Below are 15,777 nucleotides of genomic sequence, written 5' to 3'. Positions count from 1 at the left end.
CAACGCGACCAGCAGCGCGCCGCGCACTTTCGCGAGCGCGGCCGGACGCGCATAGCGCGTCGCCCACCACGCGGCGGTCAGCGTGCCGAGGCTGTGGGCCGCGATCACCACGGGCCCGCGCGCGGCTTCGACCGCGCGGTCGAGCGCGAGACACCAGCCGTTGCGGAACGCGCGGTCCCAGTCGGGCATCGCGACACGCGAAAAGCGCGCATCGGCGCGCTCCCAGCGGCTCTGCCAGTGAAGCGGGCCGGAATTGCCGTAGCCCGGCAAGACGAAAACGAAGGGGTCGCTCATGGCAGGGTTCGTCGACGAATGGATTCGTGTGGTGGCGTCGACGAAGTGTCGCATACCCTCCTCTCCCTGATGCTGCCTGTCAAAAAACCGGAGGATGTGCGTGAGGAGCGAGCGGGCCGCGACGTCGATTCACGTCGACGTCACGGCCGTCCTGCGTTCAGCGGACGCCGGCGCCGACCAGGCCGCCTGCCGCCGCACCGGCGACCGTGCCGACCGGGCCGCCCGTGATCAGGTAGCCGAGTGCGCCGCCCGCGGCCGCGCCGATCCCGGCATTACGCTGCGTATGCGTCATCGCGCATGCGCCGAGTTGCGACAGGGCCGCGACGATCACCGCGGTACGAACGAGAAAAGTGGTCTTCTTCATCATGGTTATTGGCTTCCTCCCGCCAGGCAAAAAATACGAATGGCGGCGTTGAATCGGTAAAGCCATCATAGGAAAACCCGAACGGCGCGGGCAATCCGATTTACGTCGTGTTACAGCCGACACACACTCGATATATTGCGGCGCGCATCGCGCACGCAGGGTGCCGGACCGGCGACCCGCGCGGGACGGACCCCGGTCAGGTAGAATTACAGGATTAAACCGGCGCGACGCGCCGACACAACCTGACGCCAACCGCATGAGCACCGAACGCAACGACGCCCCCGCGGCTTCCAATTTCATCCGTAACATCATCGACGACGACAACCGCACCGGCAAATGGGGCGGACGCGTCGAGACGCGCTTCCCGCCCGAGCCGAACGGCTATCTGCACATCGGCCATGCGAAGAGCATCTGCCTGAACTTCAGCGTCGCGCGCGACTACGGCGGCGTGTGCCACCTGCGCTTCGACGACACGAACCCGGAAAAGGAAAGCGTCGAGTACGTCGATTCGATCGTCGACGCGGTGCGCTGGCTCGGTTTCGACTGGCGCAAGGACGCGGTCGATCATCAGTATTTCGCGAGCGACTACTACGACAAGCTGTACGAGTTCGCCGAGCTGCTGATCAAGCGCGGCAAGGCGTATGTCGACAGCCAGAGCGCCGACGAAATGCGCGCGAACCGCGGCTCGCTGACGGAAGGCGGCAAGCCGTCGCCGTTCCGCGACCGCACGCCGGAGGAAAACCTCGACCTGTTCCGCCGCATGAAGGCCGGCGAGTTCAAGGAAGGCGAGCACGTGCTGCGCGCGAAGATCGACATGGCTTCGCCGAACATGAACATGCGCGATCCGGTGATCTACCGGATCCGCTACGCGCACCACTACCGCACCGGCGACGCCTGGTGCGTGTATCCGATGTACGACTACACGCACTGCATCTCGGATGCGCTCGAAGGCATCACGCATTCGCTGTGCACGCTCGAATTCGAGGATCACCGCCCGCTGTACGACTGGGTGCTGAACGAACTCGCGGAAGCCGGCGTGTTCACGCGTCCGCTGCCGCAACAGATCGAATTCTCGCGCCTGAACCTCACGTACGCGATCACCAGCAAGCGCAAGCTGCTGCAGCTCGTCACCGAAGGCCACGTCGACGGCTGGGACGACCCGCGGATGCCGACGATCGTCGGCGTGCGCCGTCGCGGCTTCACGCCGGAGAGCATCCACCTGTTCTGCGAGCGGATCGGCGTGACGAAGATCGATTCGTGGATCGACATGAGCATCTTCGAGGGCGCGCTGCGCGACGACCTCGACGACAAGGCCGCGCGTACGGTCGCGGTGCTCGATCCGCTGAAGCTCGTGATCGACAACTATCCGGAAGACCTCGAGGAAGCGTGCACGGCGCCCGTGCATCCGCACCACCCGGACCGCGGCGTGCGCACGTTCCCGATCTCGCGCGAGCTGTGGATCGAGCGCGAGGATTTCGTCGAGAACCCGCCGAAGGGCTATTTCCGCCTGTTCCCGGGCAACAAGGTGCGCCTGCGCTACGGCTACGTGATCGAATGCACGGGCTTCGACAAGGACGCCGACGGCAACGTGACGGCCGTGCACTGCAACTACTTCCCGGACAGCAAGTCGGGCACCGAAGGCGCGAACACGTACAAGGTCAAGGGCAACATCCACTGGGTCAGCGCGAAGCATGCGCAGCCGGCCGAAGTGCGGATCTACGACCGCCTGTTCAAGGAGCCGCATCCGGACGCGGGCGGCGCGAACTTCCTCGAGGCGCTGAACCCCGATTCGAAGAAGATCGTGCAGGCTTATCTGGAGCCCGGTAACGGCGACATCGCGCCGGAAACGCGCCTGCAGTTCGAGCGTCACGGCTACTTCGTTGCCGACCGTGTCGATTCGAAACCGGGCAAGCCGGTGTTCAACCGGATCGTCGGGCTGCGCGACAGCTGGGGCAAGCCGGCCTGACGGCCTGCTCGGCGCGCGCGGCGGCTTCGGGCGCCGCCCTCGCGTCACCCATAAAAAAACCGGCCCAAGCGCCGGTTTTTTTGCGCGCATCGAAACGGCCCGCCGCGGCGGGAGCCGCCGCACACGCTCATGCGCCCGCCAACCGCCGATGCAGGTCCGCCAGCGACAGCTTCGTGCGAAACAGCCGCGCGAGGCTGCGGCTCGCATATGCGTCGACGTCGCCCGGCGCGGTCCAGCGGTACGCATCCATCTCGGGAATCATCGAGCCGTCGCGACGGCTCGGGAACAGCGACGTGCACGTGCAGTGCGCGGGATCGATCTCGCCTGCGGCCACCCGCACCGCGAACAGGTGCAGATCCTTGTCGTGACGATAGGAAAACCGGCCGAGATCGAGCAGCCGCGCCGGCGCGAGCTCGATGCCGGTTTCCTCGAGCAGCTCGCGCAGCGCGGCGTCGGCCGGCGTCTCGCCGGGCTCGCCCTGCCCCTTCGGGATATCCCAGTGCGTGGTATCCGTCGCGTGCGCGAGGAACACGCGGCCGGCCGCATCGAGAATCACGACGCCGCACGACACCGTGCGCGGCGCGCCGCCCCGCTTCATCGCGCGTGTGCTCAGCGCTTCTGCAGCTGCCACTTGCCCGTGGCCGTCTTGCAGTAGACGGGCTTGAGCGTCATCGTCTGGCCCTTCGCGGTGATGTCGGTGGTGATTTCGCGGCAGGTCTTGCCGTCCGTCTCGGTCGTGGTCGGCGTGAGCTTCGCGTCGATCTGCGTGCCGCGGCCGCTGCTCTGCCACGTCGTGGTTTCGCCGTCCTTGCCTTCGTCGCGCGCCTGCACGACGGCCTTCGAGAGCGACGCGCGGTCGGCGTTGCTGAAATAGCTGATCGGCGTGTCGTTCAGGAAGCTCAGGTTGTTCTGCGCATGGGCGGGCAGCATCGCGGCTGCGCACGCGGCGCCGGCCAGCACACGCGTGACGACGGAAAGGGATGCGCGCATCGACATGTTTTTCTCCTTGGATGTTCGATCGAACGGCGCGCTGCAGGCCGGCGAACCGGCCCGCAGCGCGCCCGTCAGCGAGCGAGCATAGCATGCGTGCCGGCGGCAGCGCCTTCTAGTGCCCGGCCGGCGCGGCCGTTTGCTGATATCCGTCAGTCAGCGTGCCGAGGAACGCGATCACGTCCTTGATCTCGGCCGCGTTCAGCGCCGGCTGCTCGCCGCGCTTGCGGTCGAACGGCGGCTCGCGGTTGATGTTCGGCCAGTAGCGCTTCGGCAGGTCGTCGTAGATCTGCACCTTGCCGTGCACGACCGGGTAGAACTTCTCCGGATGGATGTCGCGCTCGACGTAGAAGCGCATCACGTCCTCGAGCGTGTGATACACGCCGTTGTGGAAGAACGTCTTGCGCAGCGCGACGTTGCGCAGCGACGGCGTGCGGAACAGCCCGCAGAATTCGTCGCGGCCCTTCAGGTCGGTGCGCTCGGGACCGCACGCGCCGAGATCGTAAAAGCGCGGGTCGCGGTTGACGGGCAGCGCGCGGTTGCGCGGCACCGCGATCGCGATCAGCCCGAAATCGCTGAACTGCGGCGGGCCGCCTTCGAGCGTGCGCTGGCTGATGTGGCAACTCGCGCAGTTGCCCTTCTTCTCGTCGTTGAACAGCTGCAGGCCGTGCAGCTCGGCAGGCGTGAGCCGCGCGCGGCCGGCCAGATACGCGTCGTACTTGCTCGTGTACGGATCGAACAGCGCCGGCTGCTGCTGGAATGCGTCGAGCGCGCGCAGCACGGCATCGAACGTTGCCCGATCGTCGCCGAGGACCTGATCGCCGAACGCCTTGCGGAACGCGTCGGCATACGGCGCGGCGCGAACCGCCTTCGCCACCCGTGCGGGCGAGCTGCTCATCTCGAACGGCGACGTGAGCGGAATGCGCGCCTGCGCGTCGCGCGTGTCGACACGGCCGTCCCAGGTCAGGCCGCCGGTCGGACCCGCGTCGATGCTTTCATCGCCTTCGTCCGGCGAATCGTGAAAGTGCTCGCTGAACGGAGGAATGCCGCGCAGGTATTTCAGCGACGGCACCGCGCGAAAACCGCTACGGTGCATGTCGTCGCCGCCGAGCTGCACCGACAACGCGTTCGGCGGCCCGAACGCATGCTCGGCGCTATGGCACGACGCACAGGCGAGCTTGCCGGACCCGGACAGCGACGGATCGAAGAACAGTTGCTTGCCGAGTGCCGTCATCTGCTTCACGCCCTCGAACACCTGCGCGCGCGTCTGCGGCTGGCTGGCTGGCGCGACCGCCGCGCCGGCCAACGCGGCCTGAGCCGCCGGTACGACGGACGCGGCCGACGCGGTCGTGCCGGGCCGCGCATCGCAACCGGCGAGCGCCGCGAGTCCGCCCGCGAGTGCCAGCGCGGCCGCGGCGGAGATCAGCGATCGCGCGGACGCGAGGGATTTCAGAAGGGTGTGCATCGTCGTTGTTCTGGTAGCGGTGGGCGATCGGCCGGAGCTTATGTCAGTTCCATGACCGTTCAATGACGTTCCACCGACAGTCAATTGAAAGCGCGCCTACACCCGGCTGTCAAATCGGTTCCAGATAATGCGCGCTGCCGGGCGGTACCGCGAGGTTCGTGCGCCGGCCCTCCCGCCACCCGGTTCCCACACGCGACCAACGACGAATGAGAGAGAACATCGCATGAAGAAGCACGCCTGGATTCGCTACACGCCGATCGCCCTTGCGGCCGCGCTCAGCCTGACCGCCTGCGGCGGCGACGATGTCACGCAGCAAGGCCTGTCCGCCGTCAAGAACGTCGTCGTGATCTATGCGGAAAACCGCAGCTTCGACAACCTGTACGGCAACTTCCCGGGCGCGAACGGCCTGCAGAACGCGACGGCCGCGAACTCGGTGCAGAAGGATCGCGACGGCTCGACGATGGCGACGCTGCCGAAGATCTGGGGCGGCCTGACCGCGACCGGCATCACGCCGGCGGTCACCGAGGCGATGACGGCGAACTTGCCGAACGCGCCGTTCGCGATCGACGACCCGAAGGGCTTCAACCAGTCGATGAGCATCGCCACGCGCGACATCGTGCATCGCTTCTACCAGGACCAGATGCAGATCAACGGCGGCAAGAACGACATGTACGCCGCCTGGACCGACGCGGGCGGCCTGACGATGGGCCACTACACCGCGGATCCGTCGAAGCTGCCGCTGTGGAAGATCGCGCAGCAGTACGTGCTCGCCGACAACTTCTTCATGGGCGCGTTCGGCGGTTCGTTCCTGAACCACCAGTACCTGGTCTGCGCGTGCGCACCGTACTACCCGAACGCCGACAAGAGCCCCGCGGCCGGCAAGATCGCCGTGCTGAATGCCGACGGCAAGTCGCTGAAGGTCGCGACGAACTCGCCGGCCTCCGCGCTGAGCGGCCCGCCGAAGTTCGTCAACGACGGCGCGCTCACGCCCGACTTCTACGGCATCAACACGATGCAGCCGGCGTATCAGCCGAGCGGCAACAAGGCGGCCACGGGCGGCGACCCGCTGCTGGCCGACCCGGCGAATCCGTCGACGATGCCGCCGCAGACGGCGACCAATATCGGCGACCTGATGACCAACGCAGGCGTGTCGTGGGCCTGGTACAGCGGCGCATGGGGCCAGGCGCTGCAGGCGAGCCAGAACGGCACGTCGAACGTGATCTACGGTGCCGATCTGTCGACGCCGAACTTCCAGCCGCACCACCAGCCGTTCAACTACTTCGCGAACCAGGCGCCGGGCACCGCGAGCCGCGCGCAGCACCTGCTCGACGGCGGCGCGAACGGCGCCGAGTTCATCAAGGCGATCGACGCGGGCGCGCTGCCGCAGGTCGCGTTCTACAAGCCGCAGGGCAACCTGAACGAACACCCGGGCTACACGGACGTGACCTCCGGCGACCAGCACATCGCCGACGTGATCGCGCACCTGCAGGCCAGCCCGCAGTGGAAGAACATGGTTGTCGTCGTCACGTACGACGAAAACGGCGGCTTCTGGGATCATGCCGCGCCGCCGAGCGCCGACCGCTGGGGCCCGGGTACGCGCATTCCGGCACTGATCGTGTCGCCGTACGCGAAGAAGGGCTTCGTGGACCACACGCAGTACGACACGGGTTCGATCCTGCGTTTCATCACGCGCCGCTTCTCGCTGCCGCGCCTCGCGGGCCTGCAGCAGCGCGACGACGCGCTGAAGGCGAACGGCGGGCAGCCGATGGGCGACCTGACGAACGCGCTCGCGCTGTCGCCGAACCTGTAACGGGCCGGCACCGACCGGGCCGGCGGCGAAGCCGGCCCGAACACACGAAGGGCGGCCTGCCGGCCGCCCTTCTTTCATGCATCGCGACCCGCGCGTTACCAGCCGTACTTCAGCTCGACGCCGACGTAGTCGGCGTTGTGCCCGCCCGCCTGCCGGATCGCATCGCCGACCTGGAAATGCACGGCCTCGATCGCGCCGATCAGGTTCGCGGCGATCGTCCAGTCCGCACGCAGCTGCACGTACATCCCCGTCCACAACCCGCCCTTGCCTGCCGTGCCCGGCACGACCGCGTTGCCCTGCTGGTAGACCGCATCGCCGGTCGTCTCGCGCCACTGGAAACCGAGCGCGCCGAGCAGCGACAGGTTCGCCGACGGCTTCAACGTCACGGACGGCTTCACGTGGATCAGGTTCGAGTAACCCGTGAATCCCGCCAGCGTGAAGTAATAGCCGTTCGGAAACAGCGGGTTGAAGGTGCCGACGCGGCCGTCGTGCGAATGCCGGTCGCCCGACGCCGCATCGACCTGCAGCGCGACGCGCGGCGACCACGGCGCGTCGAGCCGGTAGCCGGCGATCGAGCCGACCGCCCACGCGCGGATCGAACTGCTGCCGACCGTGCCCGTCTGCAGCATCGTCTCGAGATCCCAGTCGAAGCGGCCCTGCGTGCCCGTGTACCGCAGGTCCCACACGTCGCGCCGCTCGGCGCCGCTCGCATCGAGAAAGCGCGCGTTGCTGCGGTTGTAGCGCGACCAGTAGCCGGACAGGTCGCCGGGCCCGACCGACTGCCGCTCGAAGCGCACGCCGCTGAAGGTGAGATCGCGGTTCGACACGTCGTCGAACGCGGACACGGTGCGGTTCTGCACCGGCTGCGTCGCATACCCGATGAAACGCCACTTCCGGTACTCGTAGTCGGCCCACACCGCATCGAACGCCTGCCGCACGTTCGGGCCGTCGCGCGCGGCGATGAAGCGCTGCAGGTCGAACGCCATCTCCTGGCGGCCGACGCGGAACTTGACCGTGCCGCCGCCGAGCGCACCCGTGTAGGTCACGAAGGCCTGTTCGAGATCGAGCGGATTCTTGTCGACCGGCGAAATCGTGTTCTTGCCGAACGCGCGGTCGTCCTGCAACTGCACGAAGAATTGCCAGTGCTGGCCGAGATGCGCATCGGCATGCACTTCGACGCGCTGGATCAGGTACGTGTCCGATTGCGCGGAGCCGATGCCGAACAGCGGTGCATCGTTGGTCTCCAGGCGCTCCCGCAGGTTCACGCCGAGCGACAGATAGGCAGCCGGATCGTTGCCGAGCGGAATGTACTTCAACCCGTCGAGCGGCGCGCGCGGCACACACGGATTCGCGAGCACCGACCAGTCTTCCTGCCAGCGATTGAACAGCACGGTCGGCCGCTTGGCCGTACAGGTCGATGCGGCGCCGTCGGCGGCCGACGTCGTGGTCGCGGCGGTTGCCGTTTCCGCGCAGGCGGCATCGGCGCCCGTGAGCAGCAAGCCCGCGACGACCGACGCCCGGGCCGCACGATCGAAGCGGCGCGCGCGACGATGCCGTTCCCGCCGCCGGCTCATGCGTGCTCCGGCTTGACGGTGCCGGCCGCTTGCGACGCGCGCAGCGCGAGCAACGCCAGCGCGCAGACGGGCGCGAGCAACGCCGGAAACCCGACGTAGCGGAACCCGAGCGCACCGCATGCCGCGCCGAGCGCGAACGCGACGATCGCCGGCAGCATCTTCGCGAAGCGCGCGCGGGCGGCCGCGCGCACGCTGTCGGCCGTGCCGGCGGACAGGATATCGACGACGTCGAGGATCGCCTGCGTGACGTTGCCGGTCATCACCGTGTTCGGCACGCCGGCGCGCGGGATCACGCGCGGATGCGCGTTCTGCACGCCCATCGCGAACGTGCCGACGATGCCGGCCACGAGCGCCGGCAGGCTGTCGGGCTGCGTGACGGGGGTCGCCCACACGCCGGCCGCGCAGAAGCCGAGCAGCAGCACGGCCTGTACCGCATGCAGCGCACGCGTACCCTGCCAGGCCGGCCGCGCGGACATCGACCGCGCGATCAGGCTGCTCGCGATCACGCCGCACACGAACGCGGGAAACACGCTGAGCTTCAGCACGACACCCTGGCCGAAGCCCGCGATGCCCGCGCCGATCAGCACGAAGTTGCCCGTCACGTGCGCGGTGAACAGCCCGAACAGCGCGACGAAGCTCAGCGTGTCGACGAAGCCGGCCACCGCGGCAAGAATCGTATCCTCGTGCTTCATCGCGCCGCGCCCGCGTGGATCTCGGCGACGTAGCCGCCCGGGAACTGCACGAGCGCCGCATCGCGGCCGTCCGACGTGAACGCCGGCACGAGCACGGTCACGCCCGCGGCCTGCGCCTGCTTCAGCGTCGCGGCGAGATCGCGCACTTCATAGCCGGTCATCTCGCGGCCGAACGGGTAGGGCAAATGGCCGTCGGTGGCGAGCACCGTCATCTTGCCGAAGCCCGATTCGATGCGGATGCGCCGGTACGTGTCGTTCGGCCGGCCGATCTCGACGCCCGGCGCGCGGCGCACGTCGGACACCACCTTGCCGTGCGAGAACGCGACGAAGTCGCGCACGAGCGTGTCGGCGCTTTCCGGCGACACGTACACGCGGTTCTCGGGCACCGTCTCCAGCGCATCGTAGTGCGGCGCTTCCGTATGCCAGTACAGCTGCATGTTCACGCCGCCCGGCCAGCGGATGATCGCGTCGCGGCCGATCGGGTCGGGGAACGTGTCGACCACCACGTCCGCGCCGTGCGCGCGCGCCGACTTCATCGCGACGTCGAGATCGGTGACGAGATAACCGGTGCGCTCCGCGCAGAACGGATACGGGATCGGCGTCTTGAAGCCGAACACCGAGACCGTGCCGACCGGCGTGAGCACGAGCTGCGACATCGTCTGGCTCGGCGTGGGCGTGACCTGGAACACGCCCTGCTTCGACTTCTTGCCGCCGAAGGTCGCGACGAAGCTGTCGGTGAAGCGGTCGAAGTCCTCGGGCGCCACGCACACGTGCGTCGTGTCGTACTGCGGGCCGACGGCCACGGCCGGCGTCGCGCCAGCCTTCGTGACCGGCGTCTTCGCGAATGCGACCGGCGCGACGGCGAGACCGCCCGCGATCATTGCGGCGAGCAACACGGAACGAATGGATTTCATGAAGGGTTTTCCTGGTTGTGTCATCGTCATCGAGTCGTGCGGCCGTCACCGGCCGCGTGCTTCGTATCGGCGAGCAGCGTCGCGAGCACGAGTGCCGCGATCAGTCCGAGATGCTCGAAAAAGCTGTTGAGTGCCATGAAATGCTCGGCGCCCGTGCGGTTCCAGAAATCGTTCGCCACCGCCATCGCGACCAGCGTCAGCATACCGAGGCTGCCGGCACCGAGCCAAGTGAAGCGGTTGAACACCACGCACAGCGAGCCGGCGATCTCGACCGCGATCGCGAGCGCCGCCCACAGCGCGGCCGGGTGCAGGCCGAAATGCGCCTGCTCCGCGACCGCGCCGCCGAAGTCCAGCGCCTTCGCGACGCCGCCGATCAGGTACGCGGACACCAGCGCCAGACGCACGAGCGGCAGGACCCACGGCTGCGCCAGCAGCGCACGGACCCATGCCGGGTTGCCGACGCGGCCCGGGTTGGTCGGGGTCGCCATGTCAGACCGCCCAGCACGAACAGCCGAACGCGCCCCAGAAGCCCTTTGCATCCGAGGTCGGCAACGCGCGGCCCCACGCGCCCGCATGCGCATGCCCATGCACGTTGCACGCGCTCGAACAGCCGCACGCGGCGGCCGCTGCCGCCGCACGCTGCAGCGGTGCACCGTCGCGCTGCGTCGCGCCCCAGCCGCCGTAACCGCCGTACTCGCGCACCGGCGACCAGTCGGGCATCGCGGGCGGAATCGGCGCATCGTGCGACGCGAACGGCCCCGCGCCCCACACGATCCTGCCGCCCACCACCGTCAGCAGCGCGGACGTGTCCACGATATCGTCCTCCGCGCAGGTGAAGAAATCGCGATCCGGGACCATCAGGTCGGCCAGTTGCCCGACCGCGATGCGCCCTTTTTTCCCCTCCTCGTTCGAGAACCACGTCACGTACTCGGTCCACATGCGCAGCGCGGTCTCGCGATCGAGCAGGTTGCGCCGAGGATACATCCGCAACCCGCCGACCGTCTTGCCCGTCACGAGCCACGCGAGCGACACCCACGGGTTGTACGACGCGACGCGCGTCGCGTCGGTGCCGGCCGACACCTTGAGCCCTTTCTCGAGCATCTTCGCGACCGGCGGCGTCGCCTCGGCCGCCTGCGCGCCGTAGCGTTCGACGAAGTATTCGCCCTGGTACGCCATCCGGTGCTGCACCGCGATGCCGCCGCCGAGCGCGGCGATGCGGTCCATCGATCGTTCGGAGACGGTTTCCGCATGATCGAAGAACCAATTGAGTCCGTCGAGCGGAATATCGCGGTTCACCTTCTCGAACACGTCGAGCGCACGACTGATCGTTTCGTCGTACGTCGCATGCATGCGCCACGGCCAGCGGTTCTGCGCGAGCACGCGCACGACGCCTTCGAGATCGTCTTCCATCTCTGCCGGCAAGTCCGGCCGCGCGACGCGGAAGTCCTCGAAATCGGCGGCGGAGAACACCAGCATCTCGCCCGCGCCGTTGTGGCGGAAATAGTCGGTGCCGTCGTGATACGTGACGCTCTTCGTCCAGTTCACGAAGTCTTCCTTCTCCGCGTTCGGCTTCTGCGTGAACAGGTTGTAGGCGATCCGCACCGTCATCTCGCCCGCGTCGTGCAGCTTGCGGATCACTTCGTAATCGTCGGGATAATTCTGCGAGCCGCCGCCCGCATCGATCACGCCCGTCACGCCGAGCCGGTTCAGCTCGCGCATGAAATGGCGCGTCGAGTTGTACTGGTAGTCGAACGGCAGCTTCGGCCCCTTCGCGAGCGTCGCGTAGAGGATCGTCGCGTTCGGGTTCGCCAGCAGCAGCCCGGTCGGGTTGCCCGCGTCGTCGCGCAGGATCGTGCCGCCCGGCGGCTCGGGCGTGTCCTTCGTATAGCCGACCACCCGCAATGCAGCCGCGTTCAGCAGCGCGCGGTCGTACAGGTGCAGGATGAACACCGGCGTATCGGGCGCCACCGCATTGAGTTCGTCGATCGTCGGCAGGCGCTTCTCCGCGAACTGATGCTCGGTGAAGCCGCCGACCACGCGCACCCACTGCGGCGCGGGCGTGATCGCGACCTGGCGCTTGAGCATCTCCATCGCGACGGCGAGCGAACGCACGCCGTCCCAGCGCAGCTCGAGGTTGTAGTTCAGGCCGCCGCGAATCACGTGCGTGTGGTTGTCGATCAGGCCCGGCAGCACGGTGCGGCCGTCGAGGTCGACGACCTTCGTCGCGCGACCCGCGAGCGGCACGACGTCCGCGTTGCCGCCGACCGCGACGAAGCGGCCGTCCTTGATCGCGACGGCCGTCGCGACCGGGTTCGCACGGTCGAGCGTCGTGATGCGCCCGTTGTGCAGGATGAGATCGGGGGGTGTATCGGTTGCGCTCATGAAGTGTCCTCGATGCGGTCAGAAGCCGAGCCAGTGACGAACCGGCGCGATCGCCTGTGCGCCGATCAGCATGCCGCCCAGGCCGACCAGCGCGATCAGCGGCGGTGCCGGCGAGCGCACCTTGATCACGCTGTATACGACGCCGATCAGCACGCCGGCGCCCAACGAAATTAGATAAGATTCCATAACGATTTTTCTCCCGGCCGGATTAGAATCACCTGCATCGCGCGTTCCGCCTTCGCGGCACATCGCATCCGTTTCGCTTCCCTGCCATTCATTCCGACCATGCAACACCTTCCTGATCTCGAAGCCTGGGCCATCTTCGCGCGCGTCGCGGAGACCGGCTCGTTCGCGAAAGCCGCCGACCTGCTCGGCGTGTCGCAGCCGACCGTGTCGAAGGCGATCGCGCGCCTCGAAAAGCGCCTCGGCGCGATGCTGCTGTACCGCACGTCGCGCAAGCTGTCGCTCACGCCGACCGGCGAACTGCTGCGCGACCGCGCGATCCGCCTGCTTGCCGACGCCGAGCTGATCGAGAACGAAGCGTCCGCGCAGGCGCTCGAACCGCACGGCCTCGTTCGCGTGAATGCGCCGATGTCGTTCGGGCTGCGCCACCTGTCGCCGGTGCTGCCCGCATTTCTCGAGCGCTATCCGCGCGTCGACATCGACCTCGTGCTCACCGATCACATCGTCGACATCGTGTCCGGCGGCTTCGACGTCGCCATCCGCATCGCCGAGCTCAACGATTCGTCGCTGCGCTCGCGCCGCCTCTGCGCGGTGCGCCGGCCGCTCGTCGCGGCGCCGGCCTACCTCGACCGGCGCGGCCGCCCCGCGCACCCGCGCGACATCGACCAGCACGTGTGCCTCACCTACACGAACCTGCCGACACCCGAGCACTGGCGCTTCCGTCACCCGGCCTCGGGCGAGGAAGTCGGCGTGTCCGTGCACGGACGCATCCGCACCAACAACGCGGACGTGATCCTTCCCGCGCTCGTCGCGGGTCACGGCCTGGCGCTGCAGCCCGAGTTCCTCGTGTGGGAGGCGATGCAGCGCGGCGAACTCGAGGAAGTGATGAGCGACTGGAAGATCGCCGACATCAACGTGAACCTCGTCACGCCGCCCGGCATGCTGCGCGCCGCGCGCGTGACGGTACTGCTCGACTTCCTCGCGGAACACTTCTCGCACGCGCCGTGGGCATTGCCGGCAGCCTGAATGCGTGGCGGCCGATGACAGGCGATCGCCGCATTCCCTGCGGCGATCGCATCCGGCAGCCCGTTACTTCGCCGGCACCGGCGCGAGCGACTCGTGCGGCGTCGCGGTGCGCTGTGCGGCCTTGTGGACCATCGTGTAGGCGTAGTCGACCCCCATCCCGTACGCGCCCGAGTGCTCCTTCACGAGCGCCATCACCGCGTCGTACGTCTCGCGGCGCGCCCAGTCGCGCTGCCACTCGAGCACGACCTGCTGCCACGTGACGGGCACGACACCGGCCTGCACCATCCGCTGCATCGCGAAGTCGTGCGCGGCCTGCGACGTGCCGCCCGACGCGTCGGCCACCATGTAGATCTCGTAGTCGCCTTCGAGCATCGCGCACAGCGCGAACGTCGTATTGCAGACCTCGGTCCACAGGCCCGAGACGATCACCTTCTTGCGGCCGTTCGCGGCCAGCGCATCGCGTACCTTCTGGTCGTCCCACGAGTTCATCGACGTGCGTTCGAGCGTCTTCTGGTTCGGGAACACGTCGAGCAGTTCGGGATAGCTGTAGCCCGAGAAGCTGTCGCTTTCGACCGTCGTGATCGTGGTCGGAATGTCAAAGACCTTCGCGGCCTTCGCGAGCCCGACGACGTTGTTCTTCAGCGTCTGGCGATCGATCGACTGCACGCCGAACGCCATCTGCGGCTGCTGGTCGATGAAGATCAGCTGGCTGTTCTGCGGTGTCAGTACTTCGAGTTTCGGATTGCTCATGGCGCAAGGTGTCCTGTGAACGAAAAAAGGGAGGCCTGCCTCGGCCGTGAAAACGGGAGGAGCCGGAGATGCGTCGGTGCCGGATCGTCATCCGGCCCGAACATTTAATCCGCAAACGCGCGGCGCGAACACCCAAGAAATGGAATCGGTCCGATTCCGCAATCGATGCCCGATCCGGGCGACCCGCCCTTTTTTTCTTCATGTAAACCCGATACGCTTTCAAGACCTTGACGACGCGCGACGCGCCTTCGTCGGCCATCACGGGATGCCCACCATGAAACCGTATTTCCTGTCACTGCTCGCCGGCATCCTCGCCGGCGTCATCTACGGCGCACTCGGCGTGAACTCGCCGGCGCCGCCGATCATCGCGCTCACCGGCCTGCTCGGCATGCTGGCCGGCGAACAGATCCTGCCTGTCGCGCGCCGGATGCTGTCCGGCCATCGACTGAACACCGCATGGCGCGACGCACAGTGCAGCCAGCACATGTTCGGCGCGCTGCCGGGCGGCACGACGAACGACCGCAAGCCGTCGTGACGACTCCCTTCCCTGCCGGCCGCGCATGACCAACGTCGAACTGTTCCATTACCTGCTGTTGTTGATCTGCGGTGCGGGCGCGCTCACGTGGCTCGCCGAGCGCATCTCGATTCCACCGGCCGTCGTGCTGCTGCTCGGCGGCTGCGCGATCGCGATCGCCGGCAAGCGCGTGCCCGACATGGACCCGGCGCTGCTGCTCGCGGCCGTGCTGCCGCCGCTGCTGATGTCGAGCGGGTTCTACACCGCGTGGAAGGAGTTCCGGGAGCAACTCGCATCGATCGCGTCGCTCGCGCTCGGCGCGGTGGCGTTCACGACCGTCGCGGTCGCACTCGCCGTGCATGCCGCGAACCCCGATCTGCCCTGGGCCGCGTGCTTCACGCTCGGCGCGATCGTGTCGCCGCCGGACGCGGTCGCCGCGAAGGCGATCCTGCAGCGCCACCCGCTGCCCGCGCGGCTCGTCGCGGTGCTCGAGGGCGAAAGCCTCGTCAACGACGCGTCGGGCCTGCTGCTGTACCAGATGGCCGTCTCGGCCGCGCTCGCCGTGTCGATCACGGCCGCGAGCGCCACCGGCCTGTTCTTCTCGCTCACGCTGATCGGCATCGCGGTCGGCCTCGCCTGCGGCCATGCGATGTGCTGGGTGCTGCCGCGCCTGCGCGACCCGATGCTCGGCATCGTCGTGACCTTCGCGATGGCGTGGGGCAGCTATGGCGTCGCGGAAGCCGTCGACGGCTCGGGCGTGCTGTCGGTCGTCACCTGCGGCCTGGTGCTCGGCGTGCGCCAGCACCGCGTGTTCGACGCCGACATGCGGATCAAGGCAAAGGCGACGTGGGAA

The 15,777-nt window shown here is 67.8% G+C and carries 17 protein-coding genes; 5 read left to right on the top strand and 12 right to left on the bottom strand.

The window, feature by feature from the left end; genetic code table 11:
* Together G3N62_RS29210 and G3N62_RS29205 are read right to left on the bottom strand one after the other, a co-directional pair.
* Nucleotides 1–294: alpha/beta hydrolase (locus tag G3N62_RS29210; RefSeq protein WP_206141371.1), on the bottom strand; the 294-nt coding region annotated here is incomplete at its 3' end.
* A 157-nt stretch (nucleotides 295–451) separates the two neighbouring features.
* Nucleotides 452–661: an ornithine acetyltransferase gene (locus tag G3N62_RS29205; RefSeq protein WP_006497729.1), complete on the bottom strand. Its 210-nt coding sequence runs from the start codon at nucleotides 659–661 to the stop codon at nucleotides 452–454.
* A 253-nt stretch (nucleotides 662–914) separates the two neighbouring features.
* Between G3N62_RS29205 and G3N62_RS29200 the strand changes: the two genes are divergently transcribed.
* Entirely contained in the window at nucleotides 915–2,624 is a 1,710-nt protein-coding gene (locus tag G3N62_RS29200; protein WP_034191200.1) for a glutamine--tRNA ligase/YqeY domain fusion protein, read from the top strand.
* Between the two features lie 127 nt (nucleotides 2,625–2,751).
* Here G3N62_RS29200 and G3N62_RS29195 read toward each other — a convergent pair whose 3' ends face one another.
* The 3 genes from G3N62_RS29195 to G3N62_RS29185 all read right to left on the bottom strand — a co-directional run bounded on the left by G3N62_RS29195 (nucleotide 2,752) and on the right by G3N62_RS29185 (nucleotide 5,079).
* Nucleotides 2,752–3,222: an NUDIX hydrolase gene (locus G3N62_RS29195; protein WP_049035811.1), complete on the bottom strand. Its 471-nt coding sequence runs from the start codon at nucleotides 3,220–3,222 to the stop codon at nucleotides 2,752–2,754.
* Nucleotides 3,223–3,233: 11 nt separating this feature from the next.
* A complete protein-coding gene (locus tag G3N62_RS29190) occupies nucleotides 3,234–3,620 on the bottom strand; it encodes a hypothetical protein (RefSeq protein ID WP_034191202.1) in 387 nt (128 codons plus the stop codon).
* A gap of 109 nt (nucleotides 3,621–3,729) precedes the next feature.
* Complete coding sequence (locus tag G3N62_RS29185) at nucleotides 3,730–5,079, bottom strand: cytochrome c peroxidase (RefSeq protein ID WP_124669765.1); 1,350 nt, start codon at nucleotides 5,077–5,079, stop codon at nucleotides 3,730–3,732.
* A 223-nt stretch (nucleotides 5,080–5,302) separates the two neighbouring features.
* On the opposite strand from G3N62_RS29185, the gene G3N62_RS29180 reads away from it, so the two are divergent.
* Nucleotides 5,303–6,889 (top strand): acid phosphatase, encoded by a 1,587-nt coding sequence (locus G3N62_RS29180; RefSeq protein WP_049035813.1) that lies wholly within the window; start codon nucleotides 5,303–5,305, stop codon nucleotides 6,887–6,889.
* A gap of 95 nt (nucleotides 6,890–6,984) precedes the next feature.
* Here the strand turns inward: G3N62_RS29180 and G3N62_RS29175 are convergent, their stop codons facing one another.
* From G3N62_RS29175 to G3N62_RS29150, 6 genes are read right to left on the bottom strand one after another with little or no spacing between them, the layout of a single operon-like run.
* Nucleotides 6,985–8,463: an alginate export family protein gene (locus tag G3N62_RS29175; protein ID WP_124669766.1), complete on the bottom strand. Its 1,479-nt coding sequence runs from the start codon at nucleotides 8,461–8,463 to the stop codon at nucleotides 6,985–6,987.
* Entirely contained in the window at nucleotides 8,460–9,155 is a 696-nt protein-coding gene (locus tag G3N62_RS29170) for a YoaK family protein (RefSeq protein ID WP_034191206.1), read from the bottom strand. The genes G3N62_RS29175 and G3N62_RS29170 overlap by 4 nt, the downstream gene beginning before the upstream one ends.
* Nucleotides 9,152–10,069 (bottom strand): hypothetical protein, encoded by a 918-nt coding sequence (locus tag G3N62_RS29165; RefSeq protein ID WP_049035817.1) that lies wholly within the window; start codon nucleotides 10,067–10,069, stop codon nucleotides 9,152–9,154. Before G3N62_RS29165 ends, G3N62_RS29170 begins: the two co-directional genes overlap by 4 nt.
* Before the next feature lie 26 nt (nucleotides 10,070–10,095).
* Entirely contained in the window at nucleotides 10,096–10,557 is a 462-nt protein-coding gene (locus G3N62_RS29160; RefSeq protein ID WP_034186746.1) for a DoxX family protein, read from the bottom strand.
* A gap of 1 nt (nucleotide 10,558) precedes the next feature.
* Nucleotides 10,559–12,451: an amidohydrolase gene (locus G3N62_RS29155; RefSeq protein ID WP_124669767.1), complete on the bottom strand. Its 1,893-nt coding sequence runs from the start codon at nucleotides 12,449–12,451 to the stop codon at nucleotides 10,559–10,561.
* Between the two features lie 18 nt (nucleotides 12,452–12,469).
* Entirely contained in the window at nucleotides 12,470–12,637 is a 168-nt protein-coding gene (locus G3N62_RS29150; RefSeq protein WP_034186744.1) for a DUF1427 family protein, read from the bottom strand.
* 99 nt (nucleotides 12,638–12,736) lie between these two features.
* Between G3N62_RS29150 and G3N62_RS29145 the strand changes: the two genes are divergently transcribed.
* A complete protein-coding gene (locus tag G3N62_RS29145; protein ID WP_034186743.1) occupies nucleotides 12,737–13,660 on the top strand; it encodes a LysR family transcriptional regulator in 924 nt (307 codons plus the stop codon).
* Between the two features lie 63 nt (nucleotides 13,661–13,723).
* Here G3N62_RS29145 and G3N62_RS29140 read toward each other — a convergent pair whose 3' ends face one another.
* A complete protein-coding gene (locus G3N62_RS29140; protein ID WP_034186742.1) occupies nucleotides 13,724–14,410 on the bottom strand; it encodes a hydrolase in 687 nt (228 codons plus the stop codon).
* Nucleotides 14,411–14,684: 274 nt separating this feature from the next.
* Here G3N62_RS29140 and G3N62_RS29135 point away from each other — a divergent pair, with 274 nt between their 5' ends.
* Nucleotides 14,685–14,945: a XapX domain-containing protein gene (locus G3N62_RS29135; protein ID WP_034186741.1), complete on the top strand. Its 261-nt coding sequence runs from the start codon at nucleotides 14,685–14,687 to the stop codon at nucleotides 14,943–14,945.
* 25 nt (nucleotides 14,946–14,970) lie between these two features.
* On the top strand, nucleotides 14,971–15,777 hold an 807-nt coding region (locus G3N62_RS29130; RefSeq protein WP_206141370.1), incomplete at its 3' end, for a cation:proton antiporter.

It is taken from the genome of Burkholderia sp. Tr-20355 (assembly GCF_017104685.1).
GTDB classification, from domain to species: Bacteria; Pseudomonadota; Gammaproteobacteria; order Burkholderiales; family Burkholderiaceae; genus Burkholderia; species Burkholderia seminalis.
The sequence above is the reverse complement of the archived record's forward strand: the minus strand, read 5'-3'. Positions and strand labels throughout refer to the sequence as shown.

Coding starts and splice junctions, on each gene's coding strand:
- G3N62_RS29145 (WP_034186743.1), top strand. CDS start 12,737: ATGCAACACCTTCCTGATCTCGAAGCCTGGGCCATCTTCGCGCGCGTC.
- G3N62_RS29205 (WP_006497729.1), bottom strand. CDS start 661: ATGATGAAGAAGACCACTTTTCTCGTTCGTACCGCGGTGATCGTCGCG.
- G3N62_RS29180 (WP_049035813.1), top strand. CDS start 5,303: ATGAAGAAGCACGCCTGGATTCGCTACACGCCGATCGCCCTTGCGGCC.
- G3N62_RS29200 (WP_034191200.1), top strand. CDS start 915: ATGAGCACCGAACGCAACGACGCCCCCGCGGCTTCCAATTTCATCCGT.
- G3N62_RS29190 (WP_034191202.1), bottom strand. CDS start 3,620: ATGTCGATGCGCGCATCCCTTTCCGTCGTCACGCGTGTGCTGGCCGGC.
- G3N62_RS29160 (WP_034186746.1), bottom strand. CDS start 10,557: ATGGCGACCCCGACCAACCCGGGCCGCGTCGGCAACCCGGCATGGGTC.
- G3N62_RS29185 (WP_124669765.1), bottom strand. CDS start 5,079: ATGCACACCCTTCTGAAATCCCTCGCGTCCGCGCGATCGCTGATCTCC.
- G3N62_RS29175 (WP_124669766.1), bottom strand. CDS start 8,463: ATGAGCCGGCGGCGGGAACGGCATCGTCGCGCGCGCCGCTTCGATCGT.
- G3N62_RS29165 (WP_049035817.1), bottom strand. CDS start 10,069: ATGAAATCCATTCGTTCCGTGTTGCTCGCCGCAATGATCGCGGGCGGT.
- G3N62_RS29135 (WP_034186741.1), top strand. CDS start 14,685: ATGAAACCGTATTTCCTGTCACTGCTCGCCGGCATCCTCGCCGGCGTC.
- G3N62_RS29140 (WP_034186742.1), bottom strand. CDS start 14,410: ATGAGCAATCCGAAACTCGAAGTACTGACACCGCAGAACAGCCAGCTG.
- G3N62_RS29155 (WP_124669767.1), bottom strand. CDS start 12,451: ATGAGCGCAACCGATACACCCCCCGATCTCATCCTGCACAACGGGCGC.
- G3N62_RS29195 (WP_049035811.1), bottom strand. CDS start 3,222: ATGAAGCGGGGCGGCGCGCCGCGCACGGTGTCGTGCGGCGTCGTGATT.
- G3N62_RS29170 (WP_034191206.1), bottom strand. CDS start 9,155: ATGAAGCACGAGGATACGATTCTTGCCGCGGTGGCCGGCTTCGTCGAC.
- G3N62_RS29150 (WP_034186744.1), bottom strand. CDS start 12,637: ATGGAATCTTATCTAATTTCGTTGGGCGCCGGCGTGCTGATCGGCGTC.